This window comes from Pseudomonas sp. NBRC 111130 (genome assembly GCF_001320485.1).
Classification (GTDB): domain Bacteria; phylum Pseudomonadota; class Gammaproteobacteria; order Pseudomonadales; family Pseudomonadaceae; genus Aquipseudomonas; species Aquipseudomonas vlassakiae.
Window position 1 is genome coordinate 100,965 of sequence record NZ_BCBG01000106.1, and the last position, 16,158, is coordinate 117,122.

Below are 16,158 nucleotides of genomic sequence, written 5' to 3' on the forward strand. Positions count from 1 at the left end.
GCACCGCGGTGCTTGCTTCGCGGGCAAGCCCGCTCCCGCAGGGTGAGGTGCCGCGTCTTAGACTTTGTGGTACAGCTGGCTGCCTTCCTGGCGGAACCGTTCGGCCTGCTCGCGCATGCCTTGCTCGACCGTCACGTCCACGGTCTCGATCTTGGCGGCGTATTCACGCACTTCCTGGGTGATCTTCATCGAGCAGAACTTCGGCCCGCACATCGAGCAGAAGTGCGCGACCTTGGCCGATTCCTTCGGCAGGGTTTCGTCGTGGAAGGCTCGCGCGGTGTCCGGGTCCAGGCCCAGGTTGAACTGGTCTTCCCAGCGGAATTCGAAACGCGCCTTGGACAAGGCATTGTCACGAATCTGCGCGCCTGGATGACCCTTGGCAAGGTCGGCAGCATGGGCGGCGATCTTGTAGGTGATGATGCCGGTCTTGACGTCATCCTTGTTCGGCAGGCCCAGGTGCTCTTTCGGCGTGACGTAGCAGAGCATGGCGCAACCGAACCAGCCGATCATTGCCGCACCAATGCCGGAGGTGATGTGGTCGTAACCCGGGGCGATGTCGGTAGTCAGCGGGCCGAGGGTGTAGAACGGCGCCTCGTCGCAGCACTCCAGCTGCTTGTCCATGTTCTCCTTGATCAGTTGCATCGGCACGTGGCCAGGGCCTTCGATCATGCACTGCACATCGTGCTTCCAGGCGATCTTGGTCAGCTCGCCAAGGGTTTCCAGCTCACCGAACTGGGCGGCGTCGTTGGCGTCGGCGATCGAGCCAGGGCGCAGGCCGTCGCCTAGCGAGAAGCTGACGTCGTAGGCCTTCATGATTTCGCAAATCTCATCGAAGTGCGTGTACAGGAAGTTCTCTTTATGGTGCGCCAGGCACCACTTGGCCATGATCGAGCCGCCGCGGCTTACGATCCCGGTGACCCGCTTGGCAGTCAGCGGCACATAGCGCAGCAGCACCCCGGCGTGGATGGTGAAGTAGTCCACGCCCTGCTCGGCCTGTTCGATCAGGGTGTCGCGGAACAGCTCCCAGGTCAGGTCCTCGGCGACGCCGTTGACCTTTTCCAGGGCCTGGTAGATCGGCACGGTACCGATCGGCACCGGCGAGTTGCGGATGATCCACTCGCGGGTTTCGTGAATGTGCTTGCCGGTGGACAGGTCCATGACAGTGTCCGAACCCCAGCGGATACCCCAGGTCAGCTTGGCCACTTCTTCCTCGATCGAGGAGCCCAGGGCACTGTTGCCGATGTTGCCGTTGATCTTCACCAGGAAGTTGCGGCCAATGATCATTGGCTCCAGCTCCGGGTGGTTGATGTTGGCCGGAATGATCGCGCGGCCACGGGCGATTTCCTGGCGTACGAATTCCGGGGTGATTTCTTTCGGGATGTTGGCACCGAAGCTGTGGCCGGCATGCTGCTCGTTGAGCAGGCCGGCAGCGCGGGCCTCTTGCAGCTTCATGTTCTCGCGGATGGCCACGTATTCCATCTCGGCGGTGATGATGCCCTTGCGCGCGTAATGCATCTGCGAAACGTTGGCGCCAGCCTTGGCCCGGCGCGGGTTGCGCACATGGGCGAAGCGCAGCTTGGCAAGTTCCGCATCGTTCAGGCGCTGCTGGCCGAAGTCGGAGCTCAGGCCATCGAGGCGCTCGGTGTCACCGCGTGCATCGATCCAGGCCGAACGCACATCGGCCAGGCCCTTGCGCACGTCGATGATGACGTTGGGGTCGGTGTACGGGCCGGAGGTGTCGTAGACCAGAACTGGCGCATTGCTTTCGCCGCCGAAGTCGGTGGGCGTGTCGTCCAGGCTGATTTCGCGCATGGGCACGCGGATGTCCGGGCGCGAGCCTTCGACGTAGACCTTGCGCGAACGCGGGAACGGTTGCACGGACTGCTGATCGACTTGTGCCGATTCGCTGAGGTTGATCGTTTTTTCTTGTTTGGTCATCACAGGCTCTCCAGACGGCTTCCTAGCAGGGGAATGTCGGGGTGAACCTGAAAGACGTGGACGCACCCTGGGACGGGTGCAGTGCCGGATGGGGGTGCCTGAAGCTGCGTGCAGCTGCGACATTCCCGGACCTGGCACAAGAGGCTCCCCGGGAAGGCGAGCAATCTTGTTCCCTACGCAGGCGCTAACCTGATCAGGTTCAACGGGATCCGCACCTCTGCGATCTCAGCCTTTGCTTCAAGGCACCCCGACAAGAACATGCGCAGTCTAGACTGGAGTGGTCGGCAAAGCCAAGCGGGTAAAACGCAGGGCAGATGAAAGGCGCAACCTGTGATTGTTGGCGGATGCGCATGGCACTACACTGGCCCGTCGCTCGATACTCAACAGTTCAGTAATTAAATTTCGTACAAGGATTGCCTCTATGCTGCGCAAACTTTCACTGGCGATAGCCGTGTCTTGTGCGTCCAACGGAGTGGTCTGGGCAGCAGACATGCCCATGACGGTAAGGACCGATCTGGTCAGCGTTTACCAGGAAGCGGTAGATAACAACGCCGATCTTGCTGCCGCCCGTGCCGATTATGGCGCTCAGAAAGAAGTGGTACCGCAGGCGCGTGCCGGCCTGCTGCCAAACCTCTCGGCCGGCGCCGAGATGATGAATGCCCGCACCAAGATCGACCACCCATCAGCCACCACCAACCGCAGTGGCAACACCTGGAGCGCGACCCTCGCGCAACCGATCTTCCGCGCGGATCGCTGGTTCCAGCTGCAGGCTGCCGAAGCGGTCAACGAGCAGGCGGCGCTGCAACTGTCGGCTACCGAGCAGAACCTGATCCTGCAAACTGCGCAGGACTACTTCTCCGTGCTGCGCGCCCAGGACAACCTGGCGGCGACCAAAGCTGAAGAAGCCGCCTTCAAGCGCCAGTTGGACCAGTCCAACGAACGGTTCGACGTCGGCCTGTCCGACAAGACCGACGTGCTGCAATCCCAGGCCAGCTACGATACCGCCCGGGCCAACCGGATCATTGCCGAACGCCAAGTGCAGGATGCTTTCGAGGCCCTGGTCACCCTGACCAACCGCGAATACACCTCCATCCAGGGTGTGGTCCACACGCTACCGGTGAAGGTGCCGACCCCCAACGACGCCAAGGCCTGGGTGGAAACCGCCGGGCGCCAGAACCTCAACCTGCTGGCCACCAACTACGCGGTTGCCGCCGCCGAAGAAACCCTGCGCCAGCGCAAAGCCGGCCATGCGCCGACCCTCGATGCGGTGGCCAAGTACGAAAAAGGCGACAACGATAGCCTGGGCTTCACCAACCCGTCGCCGTTCGGCCAGCGCTACAGTGGTGATGTGGAGCAGACCAGCGTCGGCCTGCAGTTGAACATCCCGATCTACAGCGGTGGCCTTACCAGTTCGCAGGTACGCGAGGCCTACCAGCGCCTCAGCCAGAGCGAACAGCAACGGGAAAGCCTGCGCCGCCAGGTGGTGGAGAACACCCGTAACCTGCACCGCGCGGTGAACACCGATGTGGAGCAGGTGCAGGCGCGCAAGCAGTCGATCATCTCCAACCAGAGCGCCCTGGAAGCCACCGAAATCGGCTACCAGGTCGGCACCCGCAACATCGTCGACGTGCTCGACGCCCAGCGCCAGCTGTACACCTCGGTACGCGACTACAACAACAGCCGCTATGACTACATCCTCGACAACCTGAGCCTGAAACAGGCGGCTGGGACCTTGAGCCCGCAGGACCTGCAGGACCTCAAGCAGTACCTGAAACCGGACTACAACCCGGACAAGGACTTCCTGCCACCGGACCTGGCGGCAGCCGCTGCGAAAAACTTCGAGCGCAGGCCTTGAGATAGACACCCGCCCTGTGGGAGCGGCCTTGTGTCGCGAAAGGGCTGCAAAGCAGCCCCGGCAATTTGTGCTTTTACGCTGACATCCTGGGGCCGCTTTGCGGCCCTTTCGCGACACAAGGCCGCTCCCACAGGATCCGAGCAAGCTGGCTTTCAGCGGATGAGCTTGCCCAGCCCATCCAGCAAGCGCTGCAAGGCGCCCTGGTTGGCCCGCATCACCGCCCTGCCCGCCTCGCCCATGCGCTGCGCATCCTGGGGCAACTCGATCAAGCGACGCACCGCCTCGGCCAGCCCGTCGGCATCATCAACCTGCTGCAACGCCCCCGCCTCGCGCAACATCGCGCTGATTTCAAGGAAGTTGAACACATGTGGCCCCATGAGCACCGGCAATGCCAATGCCGCAGGCTCCAGCGGGTTATGGCCGCCCGTGGCCACCAGGCTGCCGCCGACAAAGGCGATGTCGGCCAGGGCATAGAGAAACAGCAACTCACCCATGGTGTCGCCCAGCAGCACCTGCGTTCGCGCATCCACCGGCGTGCCGGCAGCGCGGCGCACCGTGGCGAAGTGCTCGGCGCACAGGGCATGCACGGCATCGAACCGCTCAGGATGACGCGGCACCAGGATCAGCAGCGCATCACCATGCACCTGCAGCAGCTGCCGGTGCGCCTGCAGGATCAAGGCATCCTCACCCTCATGGGTGCTGGCAGCGATCCACACCGGGCGCTGGTCGGCGCCCCACTGTTCGCGAAGTGCCTTGGCACGGGGCTGCAAGTGCTCATCGAGCTTCAGGTCGAACTTGATCGAGCCGGTCACCTGCACGCAGTCGGGCCGCGCGCCCAGCTCACGGAAGCGTTGGGCCTCGGTTTCGGTCTGCACGGCGATCAGGCTCATCTCACCCAGCATTGGCCGGGTCAGCTTGGCAAAGCGCCCGTAGCCACGGGCCGAGCGCTCGGACAGCCGGGCATTGGCCAGGGCCACCGGAATGCCGCGCCTGGCGCATTGGTGGATATGGTTGGGCCACAGTTCGGTTTCCATGATGATGCCCAGCCGCGGGCGCACATGATCAAGAAATCGCCCGGCCGCCCATGGCAGGTCGTAAGGCAGGTAGCAATGCTGGATGCGCGGCTCGTCGGCGAACATCGCGCGAATGCGCTCGGAGCCGGTCGGGGTCATGCAGGTGAGCGTGATCGGCAGGTCCGGGTAGGCCTTGAGCAGCGCACGCACCATCGGTGCGGCGGCAATGCTTTCGCCGACCGACACCGCATGCACCCAGATCCCTCCCTGACGCATGGCCGGCAGGCTACAGGCAAAGCGCTCGCCGATGCGCTGGCCGTAGGCCGGGGCCTTGCGAGCACGCAGGTACAGGCGCAGCGCCACCAGCGGCAGGCCCAGATGAAACAGCAAGGTATAGAGTGTTCTGTTCATGGCCGCGGAGTTTACCCGATCGCACGCAAGTGCACTGCAAAGCGCTCGGCCAACCATTGCGCGGCCGGCCCCAGCGGTTCATCGCGGCGCCAGGCCAGCTCCGCCACCAGTGCAGGCGGGCGCCATTCGCTGTCGAGCTCGACCATGTGCGCCTGGTAGGTCGGGTATTGCACCACATGCCGCGGCAGCCACGCCCAGCCCAGGCCACGCATCAGCAGCTCAGCCATGGCGTAGAAGCTGTCGGCGCGCCAGACCTGCGGGCTGATTGCCTCGCCGCCAGGATAGCCACTCTGCTGTGGGGTGATCAGCAATTGCCGGTGGCGGGCCAGCTGCTGGCGAGTGACCCGCCCTTCATGTGCAAGCGGATGATCAACTGCACAGACCGTCACCATTTCCACACTGCCCAAAGCTCGGCGCTCCAAAGCTGCCGGGATGCTTTCATGGTGGAAGAACAACCCCAGGTCGGCGCGTCGCTCGGCCAGCTTTCGCGCTACATCCCCCTGGGCACCACTGGCCAGTTGCACCTCCAGATAAGGATAACGGCTAGCCAGTTCGTCAAGGCTGTCGATCACTGGCTGGTAAGGCATCGCTTCGTCCTGAGCCACCCGCAACAAGGCCTCCTGGCCGCGCATCAATGCCAGGGCACGACCATCCAGGCGTTCGCACTGGCGCAAGAGCTCACGGGCATCTTCGAGCAACGCCGTACCGTTTTCAGTCAGTCTGGGTTGGCGTCCGCTGCTGCGTTCGAACAGCGTGACACCGAGGTCGGTTTCAAGCAGGGCAATCGCATTGCTGATGGCCGACTGTGCCTTGCGCTGCTCGCGGGCCACGGCGGAAAACGAGCGCAACTCTGCGACCCGCAGGAAAATGCGCAGTTGTTCAAGGTTCCATTGTTCGGCCATCAACCTATCTCCAATTCGGATAGGTAATGACTTTACCGCATCCGGGCAATCGCTAGAATGCCGAGCCAGTTACCGGAGGAGCCCGTCATGAATGCCTATACCTATCTCGCCATCGCCATCTGCGCCGAAGTCATCGCCACTGCCTCCATGAAGGCGGTCAAGGGGCTGAGCACGCCGTTGCCGCTGCTGCTGATGGTGGTGGGCTACGGGATCGCGTTCTGGATGCTGACCCTGGTGGTGCGCAGCATCCCGGTAGGTATCGCCTACGCGATCTGGTCGGGCCTTGGCATCGTGCTGATCAGCGTTGCGGCGCTGGTGGTCTATGGGCAGAAGCTGGATGTACCGGCGATGCTGGGCATGGCCATGATCGTGGGCGGCGTGGTTGTGATTCAGCTGTTTTCCAAAACTGCCGGGCACTGAGGCAGCCTGTATACTTGCCAGCTGTCCCAGTCTTCGAGGTACCGCCATGCCATCCGCCATTTCCACTGACGTACTGATCGTCGGCGCCGGGGTCGCAGGCCTCTGGCTCAATGCCCGCCTGCGTCGCCTGGGTTACTCGACAGTGCTGGTGGAGCGCGCCAGCCTCGGTGGCGAGCAGACCATCAAGTCCCAGGGCATCATCCACGGTGGTACCAAGTACGCCCTGCATGGCGCCCTGACCGGTGCCTCGGAAGCCATCGCCGACATGCCGCGGCGCTGGCGCGAAGCGATCAACGGCAGCGGCGAACTGGACCTGACCGGCACCCGCCTGCTTTCCGACGCGCATTACCTGTGGTCGCCTGGCACCCTGGCCGGCAACCTGACCAGCTTCTTTGCCAGCAAGGCGGTGCGTGGCCGGGTCGATCAGGTAAAAGGCGAGCAATTGCCGCCGGCCCTGCAGGATCGTGGCTTCAAGGGCAAGGTCTACCGCCTGGCAGAGCTGGTGATCGACGTGCCGAGCCTGCTGGCGAACCTGGCCGAACTGGCCGGCGACAGCCTGCTCGCTGGCGAACGGATCGAACCGCTGCGCGAGGGCGAACAGCTAACTGGCCTGCGCATCGACGGCCGCGAAATCCGCGCCCAGCGCATCGTCCTCAGCGCCGGCGCCGGCACCGAACAGCTGCTGCATGCGCTGGGCCTGGAGCAACCCGCCATGCAGACCCGGCCGTTGCACATGGTCCTGGCCAAAGGGCCAAACCTCAAGCCGCTGTATGCACACTGCCTGGGCGGTGGGCCAAAACCGCGTGTAACCGTCACCACCCACCCGGCCGCCGACGGCCAGTGGGTCTGGTACCTCGGCGGCGATCTCGCCGAAGCCGACGGTGTGGCCCGCGAGCCTGCCGCGCAGATTGCCGCAGCGCAGAAGGAAATCGCCAGCCTGCTGCCATGGGTCGATCAGAGCCAGGTGCGCTGGGCGACCCTGCGCGTTGATCGCGCCGAGCCGGCGCAGTCCGGCCTGGTCCGCCCCGACAACGCCTTCCTTGCCGAACAGCAACGCCTGCTGGTGGGCTGGCCGACCAAACTGGCACTGGCACCAGACTTCAGTGACCGCGTACTGGCCAGCCTCGACCGCGATGGCGTGCGCCCGGCAGCGCAGGCCGACCTTTCCGGCCTGCCGCGCCCGGCGCTGGGCCTACCAGCCTGGGAGCAACTGCTGCCATGACCTTGCCTACCTTGCATGGCTTGCACCGCCCACTGGGCAGCAGCGGCCTCACGGTTTCGCCATTGGGCCTGGGCACGGTCAAGCTGGGCCGAGACCAGGGCGTCAAATACCCCACTGGCTTCACCATCCCCGGCGATGACGAAGCGCGAATGCTGCTGGCCCAGGCTCGCGAGCTGGGTATCAACCTGATCGACACTGCGCCGGCCTATGGCCGCAGTGAAGAGCGCCTGGGGCCGTTGCTACGCGGCCAGCGCGATGAATGGGTGATTGTCAGCAAGGTGGGAGAGGAGTTCGAGGAGGGTCAGTCCAGCTTCGACTTCAGCGCCGCCCACACCCGCCGCTCGGTGGAGCGCAGCTTGCGCCGGCTGGAAACTGACCGCATCGAACTGGTGCTGGTGCACTCCGATGGCAATGATCTGGAAATCCTCGAGCAGCAAGAGGTCTACCAGACCCTGGCCGCGCTCAAGCAGGAAGGCAAGATTCTCGGCTATGGCCTCTCCGGCAAGACGGTCGCCGGTGGCTTGAAGGCACTGGAGCAAGGCGATTGCGCCATGGTCACCTACAACCTCAACGAGCAGGCAGAGCGCCCGGTGCTGGACTACGCTGCCGAACACGGCAAAGCCATTCTGGTAAAGAAGGCACTGGCCAGCGGGCACATCTGCCTTGCACCGGGGGTCGATCCGGTGCAAGCCAGCTTCGAGCTACTGTTCGCCCACCCGGGCGTGAGCAGTGCTATCGTCGGCACCATCAATCCGTTGCACCTGGCCCACAACGTGGCCACCGTCGCCCGCATCCTGGGCCAGCATTGAGTTTTCACTCTGCCAAGCTGGGCCTGGAGAATGACCCGACGCAAGGAGGAGCCTCGTGGCGCGTACGCTGATCCGCAAGAACCCGAGCAACTTCAAGACACTGCCACTGCATGTCGAAGCCACCCCCGAAGGCCTGGTCTACCAGAGCATCGGTATGCCGCTGAACTTCGCCCAGACCCAGCAACGGCGGCGCGCCATCCAGCTTGCCGACAAGCAGCGCTTCGTCGTCGAACTGGCCAACCTGGGCGTTTCGGTACGCCTGACCCTGCACTGGCAGAACCGTGACTACTGGGTACTGGTGAGGCAGCGCCGCCAGGACCGCGGGGATGTGGTCCTTAAACTGATTTCCGGCTATGTCCCCGCTCAGGAACTCAACCTGCCGCTGCACACCGCAGTTCAGGAGGTCGCTGAAGAATGCCTGCTGGAAACCCCGGAAGGCTGGCTGAGCGGGCGTTTCAACGACACCTGGCTGCCCGCCCCCTACGCCGCCGCACTGCATTACCGTGAAGCCTTGCCGTTCGTACTGATGCCGGAATCAGGGGCTGCCCGCCCGGTGCACTGCGGCAACCTGATGTTGCTGGAACGGCCGCGGGCCTATGTGCACCTGCCAACGGCCTCACTGCAGCTGATCTACGATATGCGCCTGCAGGTGCCAAGGGAGGCCAAGACACTCAGCCTGTTCCATGTCGATGAGCGCCTGGAAGGCGACCAACTGGTGGCACGGCTCAACCGCAAGCGACCGGATCTGTACCTGATGCCGGTACAGGATGGTCAACCGTTGGCAGAGCTTTACACACTCAAGAAGGATGAGCTTGTGCCGGCGAGTACCCGCGGGCTGTACCTTGCCGAGAGCTTTGCCCGGCAGGACGGCTGGGTGGTGGCCGACGAGCGGATTCGCTGGAGGGACTGGGTGAAGCAGCAGGGGCTGGTCGAGCGCAAGGTGGCGCCGGCTTCGCCTCTGCAGCGCTTTGGCGACAAGGCACGAGCACTGCTGGAGCGGGCCCGCACTTCACTTCACAAGTAACATCTGGGGCCGCTTTGCGGCCCCAGATGGTCAATCAGTTCTTGCGGATCTTCTCGACGATGGCCGTGGTCGAGCTGTTTTCGACCAGCCCCAGCACCTTCACGGTGCCGCCATAACCTTTGACGATATCGGCACCCACCACCTGGTCGATGCCGTAGTCACCGCCCTTGACCAGCACATCCGGCTTGACCTGACTCAGCAGGTTTTCCGGCGTGCCTTCAGGGAAGCTGATCACCCAGTCCACCGCCCCCAGGCCGGCGAGCACGGCCATGCGCCGGTCAACGCTGTTGATCGGACGGCCCGGCCCCTTCAGGCGGCTGACCGACGCATCGTCGTTGACGGCGACGATCAGGCGATCACCCTGTGCACGCGCCTGCTCCAGGTAGGTGACATGCCCGGCGTGCAGAATGTCGAAGCAGCCGTTGGTGAAGACGATCTTCTCTTTGTGCGCCCGCGCATCGTCGATGGCCAGCAGCAGTTGCTCCAGGCCCAACACGCCTCGCTCGGAGCCCTCCTCACGCTGGATCGCCCGGCGCAGTTCCGGGGCACTGATTGCGGCGGTACCCAGCTTGCCGACCACGATGCCAGCAGCCAGGTTGGCCAGGGCCACCGCGTGGGGCAGGTCTTCACCTGCGGCAATGGCAGCCGCCAGGGTCGAGATGACGGTATCGCCGGCACCGGTCACATCGAACACTTCACGAGCGCGGGCAGGCAGGTGCAGCGCCGGCTGGCCGCTGCGCAGCAGGGTCATGCCATGCTCGCCACGGGTCACCAGCAGCGCACCAAGGTCCAGGTCCTGAAGCAACTGCAGGCCTTTGGCGACCAGTTCGGCCTCATCGGCGCAGCGGCCGACAATGGTCTCGAATTCGCTGAGGTTCGGAGTGATCAGGCTGGCGCCTCGGTAGATGGAAAAATCCTTGCCCTTGGGGTCGGCCAGCACGGGAATGCCCTTGGCTCGAGCGGCCTGGATCAGGCTCTGGTGGTTCTTCAGCGCACCCTTGCCGTAGTCGGACAGGACCAGGACCTTGACGCCTTCGAGCAACGTGTCGACTTCCGCACCAAGCGACAGTGGGTCGGTGGCGAACGGCTCTTCGAAATCGATGCGTAGCAGTTGCTGGTGACGGCTCATGACCCGCAGCTTGACGATGGTCGGCTGATGCGCGATGCGCTGGAACACCGAACGCACGCCAGCGGCCTGCAGGCTGTTGGCCAGGCTGTCGGCGGCCTCATCCTGGCCGGTGACACCGATCAGTGAGGCAGGTGCGCCGAGGGCGGCGATGTTCAAGGCAACGTTGGCCGCGCCGCCGGGGCGATCCTCGATCTGATCGACCTTGACCACCGGCACTGGCGCTTCAGGCGAGATACGCGAAGTACCGCCATGCCAGTAGCGGTCGAGCATGACATCGCCGACCACCAGTACCGGGGCTTGATCGAAACGCGGCATGGACAACTTCATGGGCAACCCATATGGAAATAATGAACAGGGGCAGGATATTAGCACAGGGTAGTCGACGGCTTTACGGCCAGATGCACCCTGGAAAATTCCCGTGACAATCGGGGCCGATACGGCCCCGATCAAGGCGGGTCAGGTGATATCGGCCTTGGCCGGCTCATCCAGGCCCATGGCATGCAGACGGGCATAATGACCATTGGCCGCGAGCAATTCGGAATGGGTACCGCGCTCGACCAGGCGCCCCTGGTCCATCACCAGGATCTGATCGGCCTTCTCGATGGTCGATAGGCGGTGGGCGATCACCAGCGTGGTCCTGCCTTCCATGACGTGGTCCAGGGCGGCCTGGATATGCCGCTCGGACTCGGTATCCAGCGCCGACGTGGCTTCGTCGAGGATCAGCAGCGGGGCGTTCTTCAACAGAGCCCGGGCAATCGCCAGGCGCTGACGCTGGCCACCGGAGAGCAGCACGCCGTTTTCACCGACTTCGGTATCGAAGCCTTTTGGCAGTCGGTCGACGAATTCCTTGGCATAGGCATCTGCGGCAGCCGCTTCGATATCGGCACGCGGGGCGCCAGCCAGGTCGCCATAGGCGATGTTGTTGGCCACGGTGTCGTTGAACAGGGTGACGTGCTGGGTCACCTGGGACACATGGCGACGCAGGTTGCGCAGGCGATAGTTCTCGATCTCCACGCCATCGAGCAAGATCTGCCCTTGGTCATGATGATAGAAACGCGGTATCAGCGCCGCCAGCGTCGACTTGCCGCTACCCGAACGCCCGACCAGCGCGATCATCTGCCCAGGCTCGGCGACGAAGCTGATGTCGCTCAACACCTCGCGCTCGGTGCCAGGATAGGTGAAGCTCAGGTTACGCACTTCAAGCCGTCCCTCCACACGCTCCTTCTCGACGGTGCCAGTGTCGATCTCCGGCTGCTCGTCCAGCTGCTCGAAGATGCTCTCTGCTCCAGCCAGGCCCTTCTGGATGGTCGAGCTGACTTCCGACAGCTGGCGAATGGGCTTGGGCAACAGTCCCGCCGCCGTGATGTAGGCCACCAGGTCACCGGCGGTGGACTCACCGCGCAGGAACAGCACCAGAAACATCAATGCTGCCATGGCGCTGTAGATCACCAACTGCAGCAGCGGCGTGTACAACGAGCCGGTCTTGGTCATGTGCAGCTGCTTGTCGGTGTTGCTCTGGCTGGCATTGCCGAAGCGCTGCCGCTCGTAGGCTTCACCGCCGAAGCTGCGCACCACGCGGTAACCCTGGATGGTTTCGGACGCGACATGCGTCACGTCGCCCATGGCAGTCTGGATTTTCTTGCTCTGCTTGCGGAATTTCTTGCTGGCGACGCTGACCATCACCGCGATCACCGGCAGGATGGCGACCATCACCAGGGTCAGGTGCCAGTTCATCCACAGCAGGTAGCCAAACAGGAATACCACCGTCAGGCCTTCACGAATGACCACCTTGATCGCATCGGTGGCAGCACCGGTAACCATGGTCACGTTGAAGGTGATCCGCGAAATCAGGTGGCCTGAGTTGTGGTTGTCGAAGTAGCGATTGGGCAGCACCAGCAGCTTGTTGAACAGTTCTACGCGCAGGTCGTGCACCAGGCACAGGGAAACCTTGGCCAGAAAGTAGTTACCCAGGAACGAGCCCAGGCCTTGCCACGCAGCGATCAGGATGATCAGCAGCGGAACCGCCTGCAGCAGCTGCAGGTCGCGCAGGTAGGGGACATTGGGGAACAATACCGCTTCCGGGTTGCTCAGCCCGTCGACGAAATACTTGAGAATCCCGGCCAGCATGGGCTGGGTCGAAGCAAAGATCACAAAACCGACAATGCTCAGCAGGAAAATGCCGACATAGGGTTTCACGTAGCTCAGCAGCCGGAAGTAGATCTTCAGACTGGAGCTGTGCTCCGCCGGTAGCGGTGTTTCGGCCATCATCGAGCTCGCTGTTCAGGTTGAACCGGAAATTTTACCACAGGCGTCATTTTCGGCACGTACCCATGGCAGTAGCATGACCAGGCCAACTGGCAGCCAGCTGACGAACCATTCTGCACGGGGCGTCGTGGTGAGGCTGGCGGCGTCGAACTGCATGGCCATGGTCGAGTAGATCCAGAGGCTGAGCAGAATCTTGCCAAAGATCGTGCCGCGCGCTCGAACGATCTCGCCGAGGGTGAACAGCCACACGGCAATCCACAGCAGCATCCCGGGCAACCCGAGCTCAACCGCAACATGGGTGAACATGTTATGGGTGTGATCGAACTGCAAACCCGCGGCTTCTACCTTGTAATAAGCACCCAGCCCCAACCCGCCCCATGGGTGCTCACTGATCATGTGCAACGTTGCGCGGAAAATTTCGGGACGGAAGGACGAGCCACGCAAGGCGATGAGGTCGTAGGCGACGTAGAAAGCCAGTCCGGTGCTGACCACTGCGAGCAGCGCCATGAGCTGGCTGTGCCTGTCACGGAACCACAGGGGTGCCAGGATCACAGGGATGATCAGTGCCAGTACCGCGCCACGGCTCTGGCTCAAGGCGACAAATGCGGCCAGGCAGGCCAGCGCCAATATCCAGCCCAGGCGCAAGGCAGGCTGCCTTGGAAGATCGTACAGCAGCAGCAAAGCCGCGATGCCGACAACATAGGCGCCAAGGATCGGGTGCGAAATCTCGCCGATACCTTCCAGGCGATCAACCAGCGGCATGCCCTGGACACCGTAGAACCTAACAATCGAGATCAGCGCGGCAATCGCCAGCAATGCAGCCCCTATCCGTAACAACTGGCGAATACGGTCCGTCCCCAACTGCCCTATGATCGGGAACGCCAGCAAGAACACCAGAATGTAAAGCAGCCGCTTGCCTTCGCGCCAGAATTGTTCATTATTTGACCAGGCCATGCTCAGCGCGCCCCAGATCAACAACAGCGCCAACGCCCCCCACAGCGCGGGCTGATGCCGCCAGGCATCAACCAGAATACGTCTCGCCGACCATGCCACTACCAACGTGGGCAGCCACATGAACAAGATCATGCCTTGCTGATACAGCTTGTTGCTGGGAGCCAAGGCAATGGCCGCCAGGAACCAGATCAACCCAAATGCCAACCAGGCCCTGGCCCAGTTCTTCTGATACAACATCCATACTCCCCGGTAACGCAAATGACACCAGACATGGTGCAACAGCTTTATTTTCGGCATTATTGCCAGTCATTTTCGCTTGCCAGACGACAAGGCCTTATACATGCAGTGCTCCCGCCTCTCCCAGGTCGACTTCGATCAGCTGATACTTGGAGCCCAGGTGCTAGAGGCAGATAGCCATGGCGCCAAAGTTTACCTGCTCAGGGATGGAAACTTCCTTAAGGTTTTTCGTAGGAAGCGTCTAATTTCATCTGCGTTGCTTCGACCGTACTCGCAGCGCTTTGTCGACAATGCCGCTCGCCTGCGACAACTCGGGATCCCCACGCTCGAAGTGATCAGCCAGCACAAGCTCGATGTCCCAGGCAGAACAGCAGTGCTGTATCGCCCTCTGCCAGGGCGCACACTGCTGCAACTATCGCGTGACGCCGAGTTCAGCTGGGCCACCTACCTGCCCCGGCTGATCGAACTGATCCGCCAACTGCACCGCAATGGCGTGTACTTCCGCTCGCTGCACCTGGGTAATGTAGTCGTAACGCCTGATCAACATCTCGGCCTGATCGATGTGGCAGACATGCGCTTCCTGCGCCCGCCACTCTCTGCACGAATGATCAGGCGCAATGTGCAACACATGGTGCGTTACATCGAGAGGGAAAACCTGGGTGACCAATTCCCGCTCGCCGACTTCGAGGCGGCTCTGCTAGCGCGCTGACTTCAACCACGCAGCAGCTTCTGCGCCCCGTCACAGAACGCCTGCCATGCCGCCTCGGGCGCCAGTGCCTCGCGCTGACGAGCGGCCATGGCCTGAGCGCTGGGGGCATCGCAGCGTTCGATTGCCTGGGACCAAGCTTCAACGTCGCCAACCGGCAGATACAAGCCCGCTTCGCGCAACTGCTCACGAAACACTGGCAGGTCGCTGCAAATCACCGGTAGATCCGCCATTACGGCTTCTTGCACCACAAGGCCCAAGCCCTCGGCACGCGACGGCACCAACAGCCAGTCAAACGCCCGGTAGAGTTGCTGCAAATCATCATGGTGGCCGCACAACATCACCCGCCCGGTCAGCCCCAGCGCATCAATTTGCGCCGCCAGACTGGCGCGCAGAGGACCATCACCGACAATCGCCAAGCGCATGTCTGGGCGGTTGGCGGCCCCCTTGGCGAATGCCTCGATGAGCATCGCGAAGCCTTTACTTTCGACCAGCCGGCCCACGGCTCCGAGCACCTGACCGGTGGCTTTGGGTAATGCCAGCGCCTGGCGAGCCTGTTCACGACTGAGTAGCGGCCTGGCGAAGGCTTGCGGGTCGAATGCCATGCGTAGCGCCTGCACAGGACGACCAATGTCCTGCTCAAGCGAGCGCGCCAAAGTCTGCGAGACTGCTGCGATGCTAAGACGCTCTGGCGGCAACTGGTTCAACAAACGCACATCGCTGGCAGTCAGCCGGGTACTGCCATGGAACAGCACTTTGACCCGTATTCCAGGGACCTGCTGCAAAACCGGTAGCACCAAGCGTGCGACCCCTACGCCATCGAGCAGGATGACGTCAGCACGGGCTTGTTGCAGCGCCCTGCGCAGACGCAGGCGCTGCCAGGGCAGCAATAGACGCCAAAGGCTTTTTCCCTTCAGCACACGTTGCGGTATGTGCCACACGCGGGTGGGGCCGCGGCCGTGACACAGCTCGCCTCCGAGTAACAACCAGTTACTGATGGAAGCATCGGCCCCTGCGTGCGACAGCACCTGCTGGTGGACCTTGTGGATGGACATGTACGGCGAACCGCCTGCCCACATCATATTGACGATATTCATGGGGATAGCGCCCCTCTCCCGTCCAGGCCAGGTGGGACTGCAACCTCAATTACAGGAATCGGATTTCCCATGCAGACAAGGGCACCCATGACCAGCGTCAATGCCGGTCCTACCCGACATGACGTCGGATAAGCGCCCTTTACCAGCATAGGCTGGAAATGCTGGACAGCAGTGCT

At 62.7% G+C, this 16,158-nt stretch carries 13 protein-coding genes and 1 riboswitch; of the genes, 6 read left to right on the forward strand and 7 right to left on the reverse strand.

Annotation, left to right across the window (positions count from 1 at the left end; translation table 11 throughout):
• Window positions 1-57: 57 nt before the first annotated feature.
• Complete coding sequence (thiC, locus tag APH33_RS25915) at window positions 58-1,938, reverse strand: phosphomethylpyrimidine synthase ThiC (RefSeq protein ID WP_054887891.1); 1,881 nt, start codon at window positions 1,936-1,938, stop codon at window positions 58-60.
• 153 nt (window positions 1,939-2,091) lie between these two features.
• Window positions 2,092-2,198, reverse strand: a riboswitch (TPP riboswitch).
• Between the two features lie 161 nt (window positions 2,199-2,359).
• On the opposite strand from thiC, the gene APH33_RS25920 reads away from it, so the two are divergent.
• The gene (locus tag APH33_RS25920; RefSeq protein WP_054887892.1) at window positions 2,360-3,793 is read left to right on the forward strand and encodes a TolC family outer membrane protein; all 1,434 of its coding nucleotides are present in this window, start codon (window positions 2,360-2,362) and stop codon (window positions 3,791-3,793) included.
• A gap of 152 nt (window positions 3,794-3,945) precedes the next feature.
• Here the strand turns inward: APH33_RS25920 and waaA are convergent, their stop codons facing one another.
• Together waaA and APH33_RS25930 are read right to left on the reverse strand one after the other, a co-directional pair.
• Window positions 3,946-5,217: a lipid IV(A) 3-deoxy-D-manno-octulosonic acid transferase gene (gene waaA / locus APH33_RS25925; protein ID WP_054887893.1), complete on the reverse strand. Its 1,272-nt coding sequence runs from the start codon at window positions 5,215-5,217 to the stop codon at window positions 3,946-3,948.
• 11 nt (window positions 5,218-5,228) lie between these two features.
• Window positions 5,229-6,119 (reverse strand): LysR family transcriptional regulator, encoded by an 891-nt coding sequence (locus tag APH33_RS25930; protein WP_054887894.1) that lies wholly within the window; start codon window positions 6,117-6,119, stop codon window positions 5,229-5,231.
• Window positions 6,120-6,206: 87 nt separating this feature from the next.
• Between APH33_RS25930 and APH33_RS25935 the strand changes: the two genes are divergently transcribed.
• Genes APH33_RS25935 through APH33_RS25950 form a run of 4 tightly spaced genes read left to right on the forward strand, consistent with a single transcriptional unit; the run spans window position 6,207 to window position 9,594 of the window.
• Window positions 6,207-6,539: a multidrug efflux SMR transporter gene (locus tag APH33_RS25935; RefSeq protein ID WP_054887895.1), complete on the forward strand. Its 333-nt coding sequence runs from the start codon at window positions 6,207-6,209 to the stop codon at window positions 6,537-6,539.
• 46 nt (window positions 6,540-6,585) lie between these two features.
• Window positions 6,586-7,761, forward strand: a complete 1,176-nt coding sequence (locus tag APH33_RS25940; RefSeq protein WP_054887896.1) for an FAD-binding oxidoreductase — start codon at window positions 6,586-6,588, stop codon at window positions 7,759-7,761.
• Window positions 7,758-8,570, forward strand: a complete 813-nt coding sequence (locus APH33_RS25945) for an aldo/keto reductase (protein ID WP_054887897.1) — start codon at window positions 7,758-7,760, stop codon at window positions 8,568-8,570. Before APH33_RS25940 ends, APH33_RS25945 begins: the two co-directional genes overlap by 4 nt.
• A gap of 55 nt (window positions 8,571-8,625) precedes the next feature.
• On the forward strand, window positions 8,626-9,594 hold the full coding sequence (locus APH33_RS25950) for a hypothetical protein (protein WP_054887898.1): 969 nt from the start codon (window positions 8,626-8,628) through the stop codon (window positions 9,592-9,594).
• Window positions 9,595-9,628: 34 nt separating this feature from the next.
• Here the strand turns inward: APH33_RS25950 and hldE are convergent, their stop codons facing one another.
• From hldE to APH33_RS25965, 3 genes are all read right to left on the reverse strand, one after another.
• Complete coding sequence (gene hldE / locus APH33_RS25955; protein WP_054887899.1) at window positions 9,629-11,050, reverse strand: bifunctional D-glycero-beta-D-manno-heptose-7-phosphate kinase/D-glycero-beta-D-manno-heptose 1-phosphate adenylyltransferase HldE; 1,422 nt, start codon at window positions 11,048-11,050, stop codon at window positions 9,629-9,631.
• Between the two features lie 129 nt (window positions 11,051-11,179).
• Entirely contained in the window at window positions 11,180-12,988 is a 1,809-nt protein-coding gene (gene msbA, locus APH33_RS25960) for a lipid A export permease/ATP-binding protein MsbA (protein ID WP_054887900.1), read from the reverse strand.
• Window positions 12,989-13,003: 15 nt separating this feature from the next.
• The gene (locus tag APH33_RS25965; RefSeq protein WP_054887901.1) at window positions 13,004-14,179 is read right to left on the reverse strand and encodes an O-antigen ligase; all 1,176 of its coding nucleotides are present in this window, start codon (window positions 14,177-14,179) and stop codon (window positions 13,004-13,006) included.
• Between the two features lie 103 nt (window positions 14,180-14,282).
• On the opposite strand from APH33_RS25965, the gene APH33_RS25970 reads away from it, so the two are divergent.
• Window positions 14,283-14,888: a toluene tolerance protein gene (locus APH33_RS25970; RefSeq protein WP_054887902.1), complete on the forward strand. Its 606-nt coding sequence runs from the start codon at window positions 14,283-14,285 to the stop codon at window positions 14,886-14,888.
• Window positions 14,889-14,890: 2 nt separating this feature from the next.
• Here APH33_RS25970 and APH33_RS25975 read toward each other — a convergent pair whose 3' ends face one another.
• On the reverse strand, window positions 14,891-15,982 hold the full coding sequence (locus APH33_RS25975; protein ID WP_054887903.1) for a glycosyltransferase: 1,092 nt from the start codon (window positions 15,980-15,982) through the stop codon (window positions 14,891-14,893).
• Between the last annotated feature and the right edge of the window lie 176 nt (window positions 15,983-16,158).

Coding starts and splice junctions, on each gene's coding strand:
- thiC (WP_054887891.1), bottom strand. CDS start 1,938: ATGACCAAACAAGAAAAAACGATCAACCTCAGCGAATCGGCACAAGTC.
- APH33_RS25920 (WP_054887892.1), top strand. CDS start 2,360: ATGCTGCGCAAACTTTCACTGGCGATAGCCGTGTCTTGTGCGTCCAAC.
- waaA (WP_054887893.1), bottom strand. CDS start 5,217: ATGAACAGAACACTCTATACCTTGCTGTTTCATCTGGGCCTGCCGCTG.
- APH33_RS25930 (WP_054887894.1), bottom strand. CDS start 6,119: ATGGCCGAACAATGGAACCTTGAACAACTGCGCATTTTCCTGCGGGTC.
- APH33_RS25935 (WP_054887895.1), top strand. CDS start 6,207: ATGAATGCCTATACCTATCTCGCCATCGCCATCTGCGCCGAAGTCATC.
- APH33_RS25940 (WP_054887896.1), top strand. CDS start 6,586: ATGCCATCCGCCATTTCCACTGACGTACTGATCGTCGGCGCCGGGGTC.
- APH33_RS25945 (WP_054887897.1), top strand. CDS start 7,758: ATGACCTTGCCTACCTTGCATGGCTTGCACCGCCCACTGGGCAGCAGC.
- hldE (WP_054887899.1), bottom strand. CDS start 11,050: ATGAAGTTGTCCATGCCGCGTTTCGATCAAGCCCCGGTACTGGTGGTC.
- msbA (WP_054887900.1), bottom strand. CDS start 12,988: ATGGCCGAAACACCGCTACCGGCGGAGCACAGCTCCAGTCTGAAGATC.
- APH33_RS25965 (WP_054887901.1), bottom strand. CDS start 14,179: ATGTTGTATCAGAAGAACTGGGCCAGGGCCTGGTTGGCATTTGGGTTG.
- APH33_RS25970 (WP_054887902.1), top strand. CDS start 14,283: ATGCAGTGCTCCCGCCTCTCCCAGGTCGACTTCGATCAGCTGATACTT.
- APH33_RS25975 (WP_054887903.1), bottom strand. CDS start 15,982: ATGAATATCGTCAATATGATGTGGGCAGGCGGTTCGCCGTACATGTCC.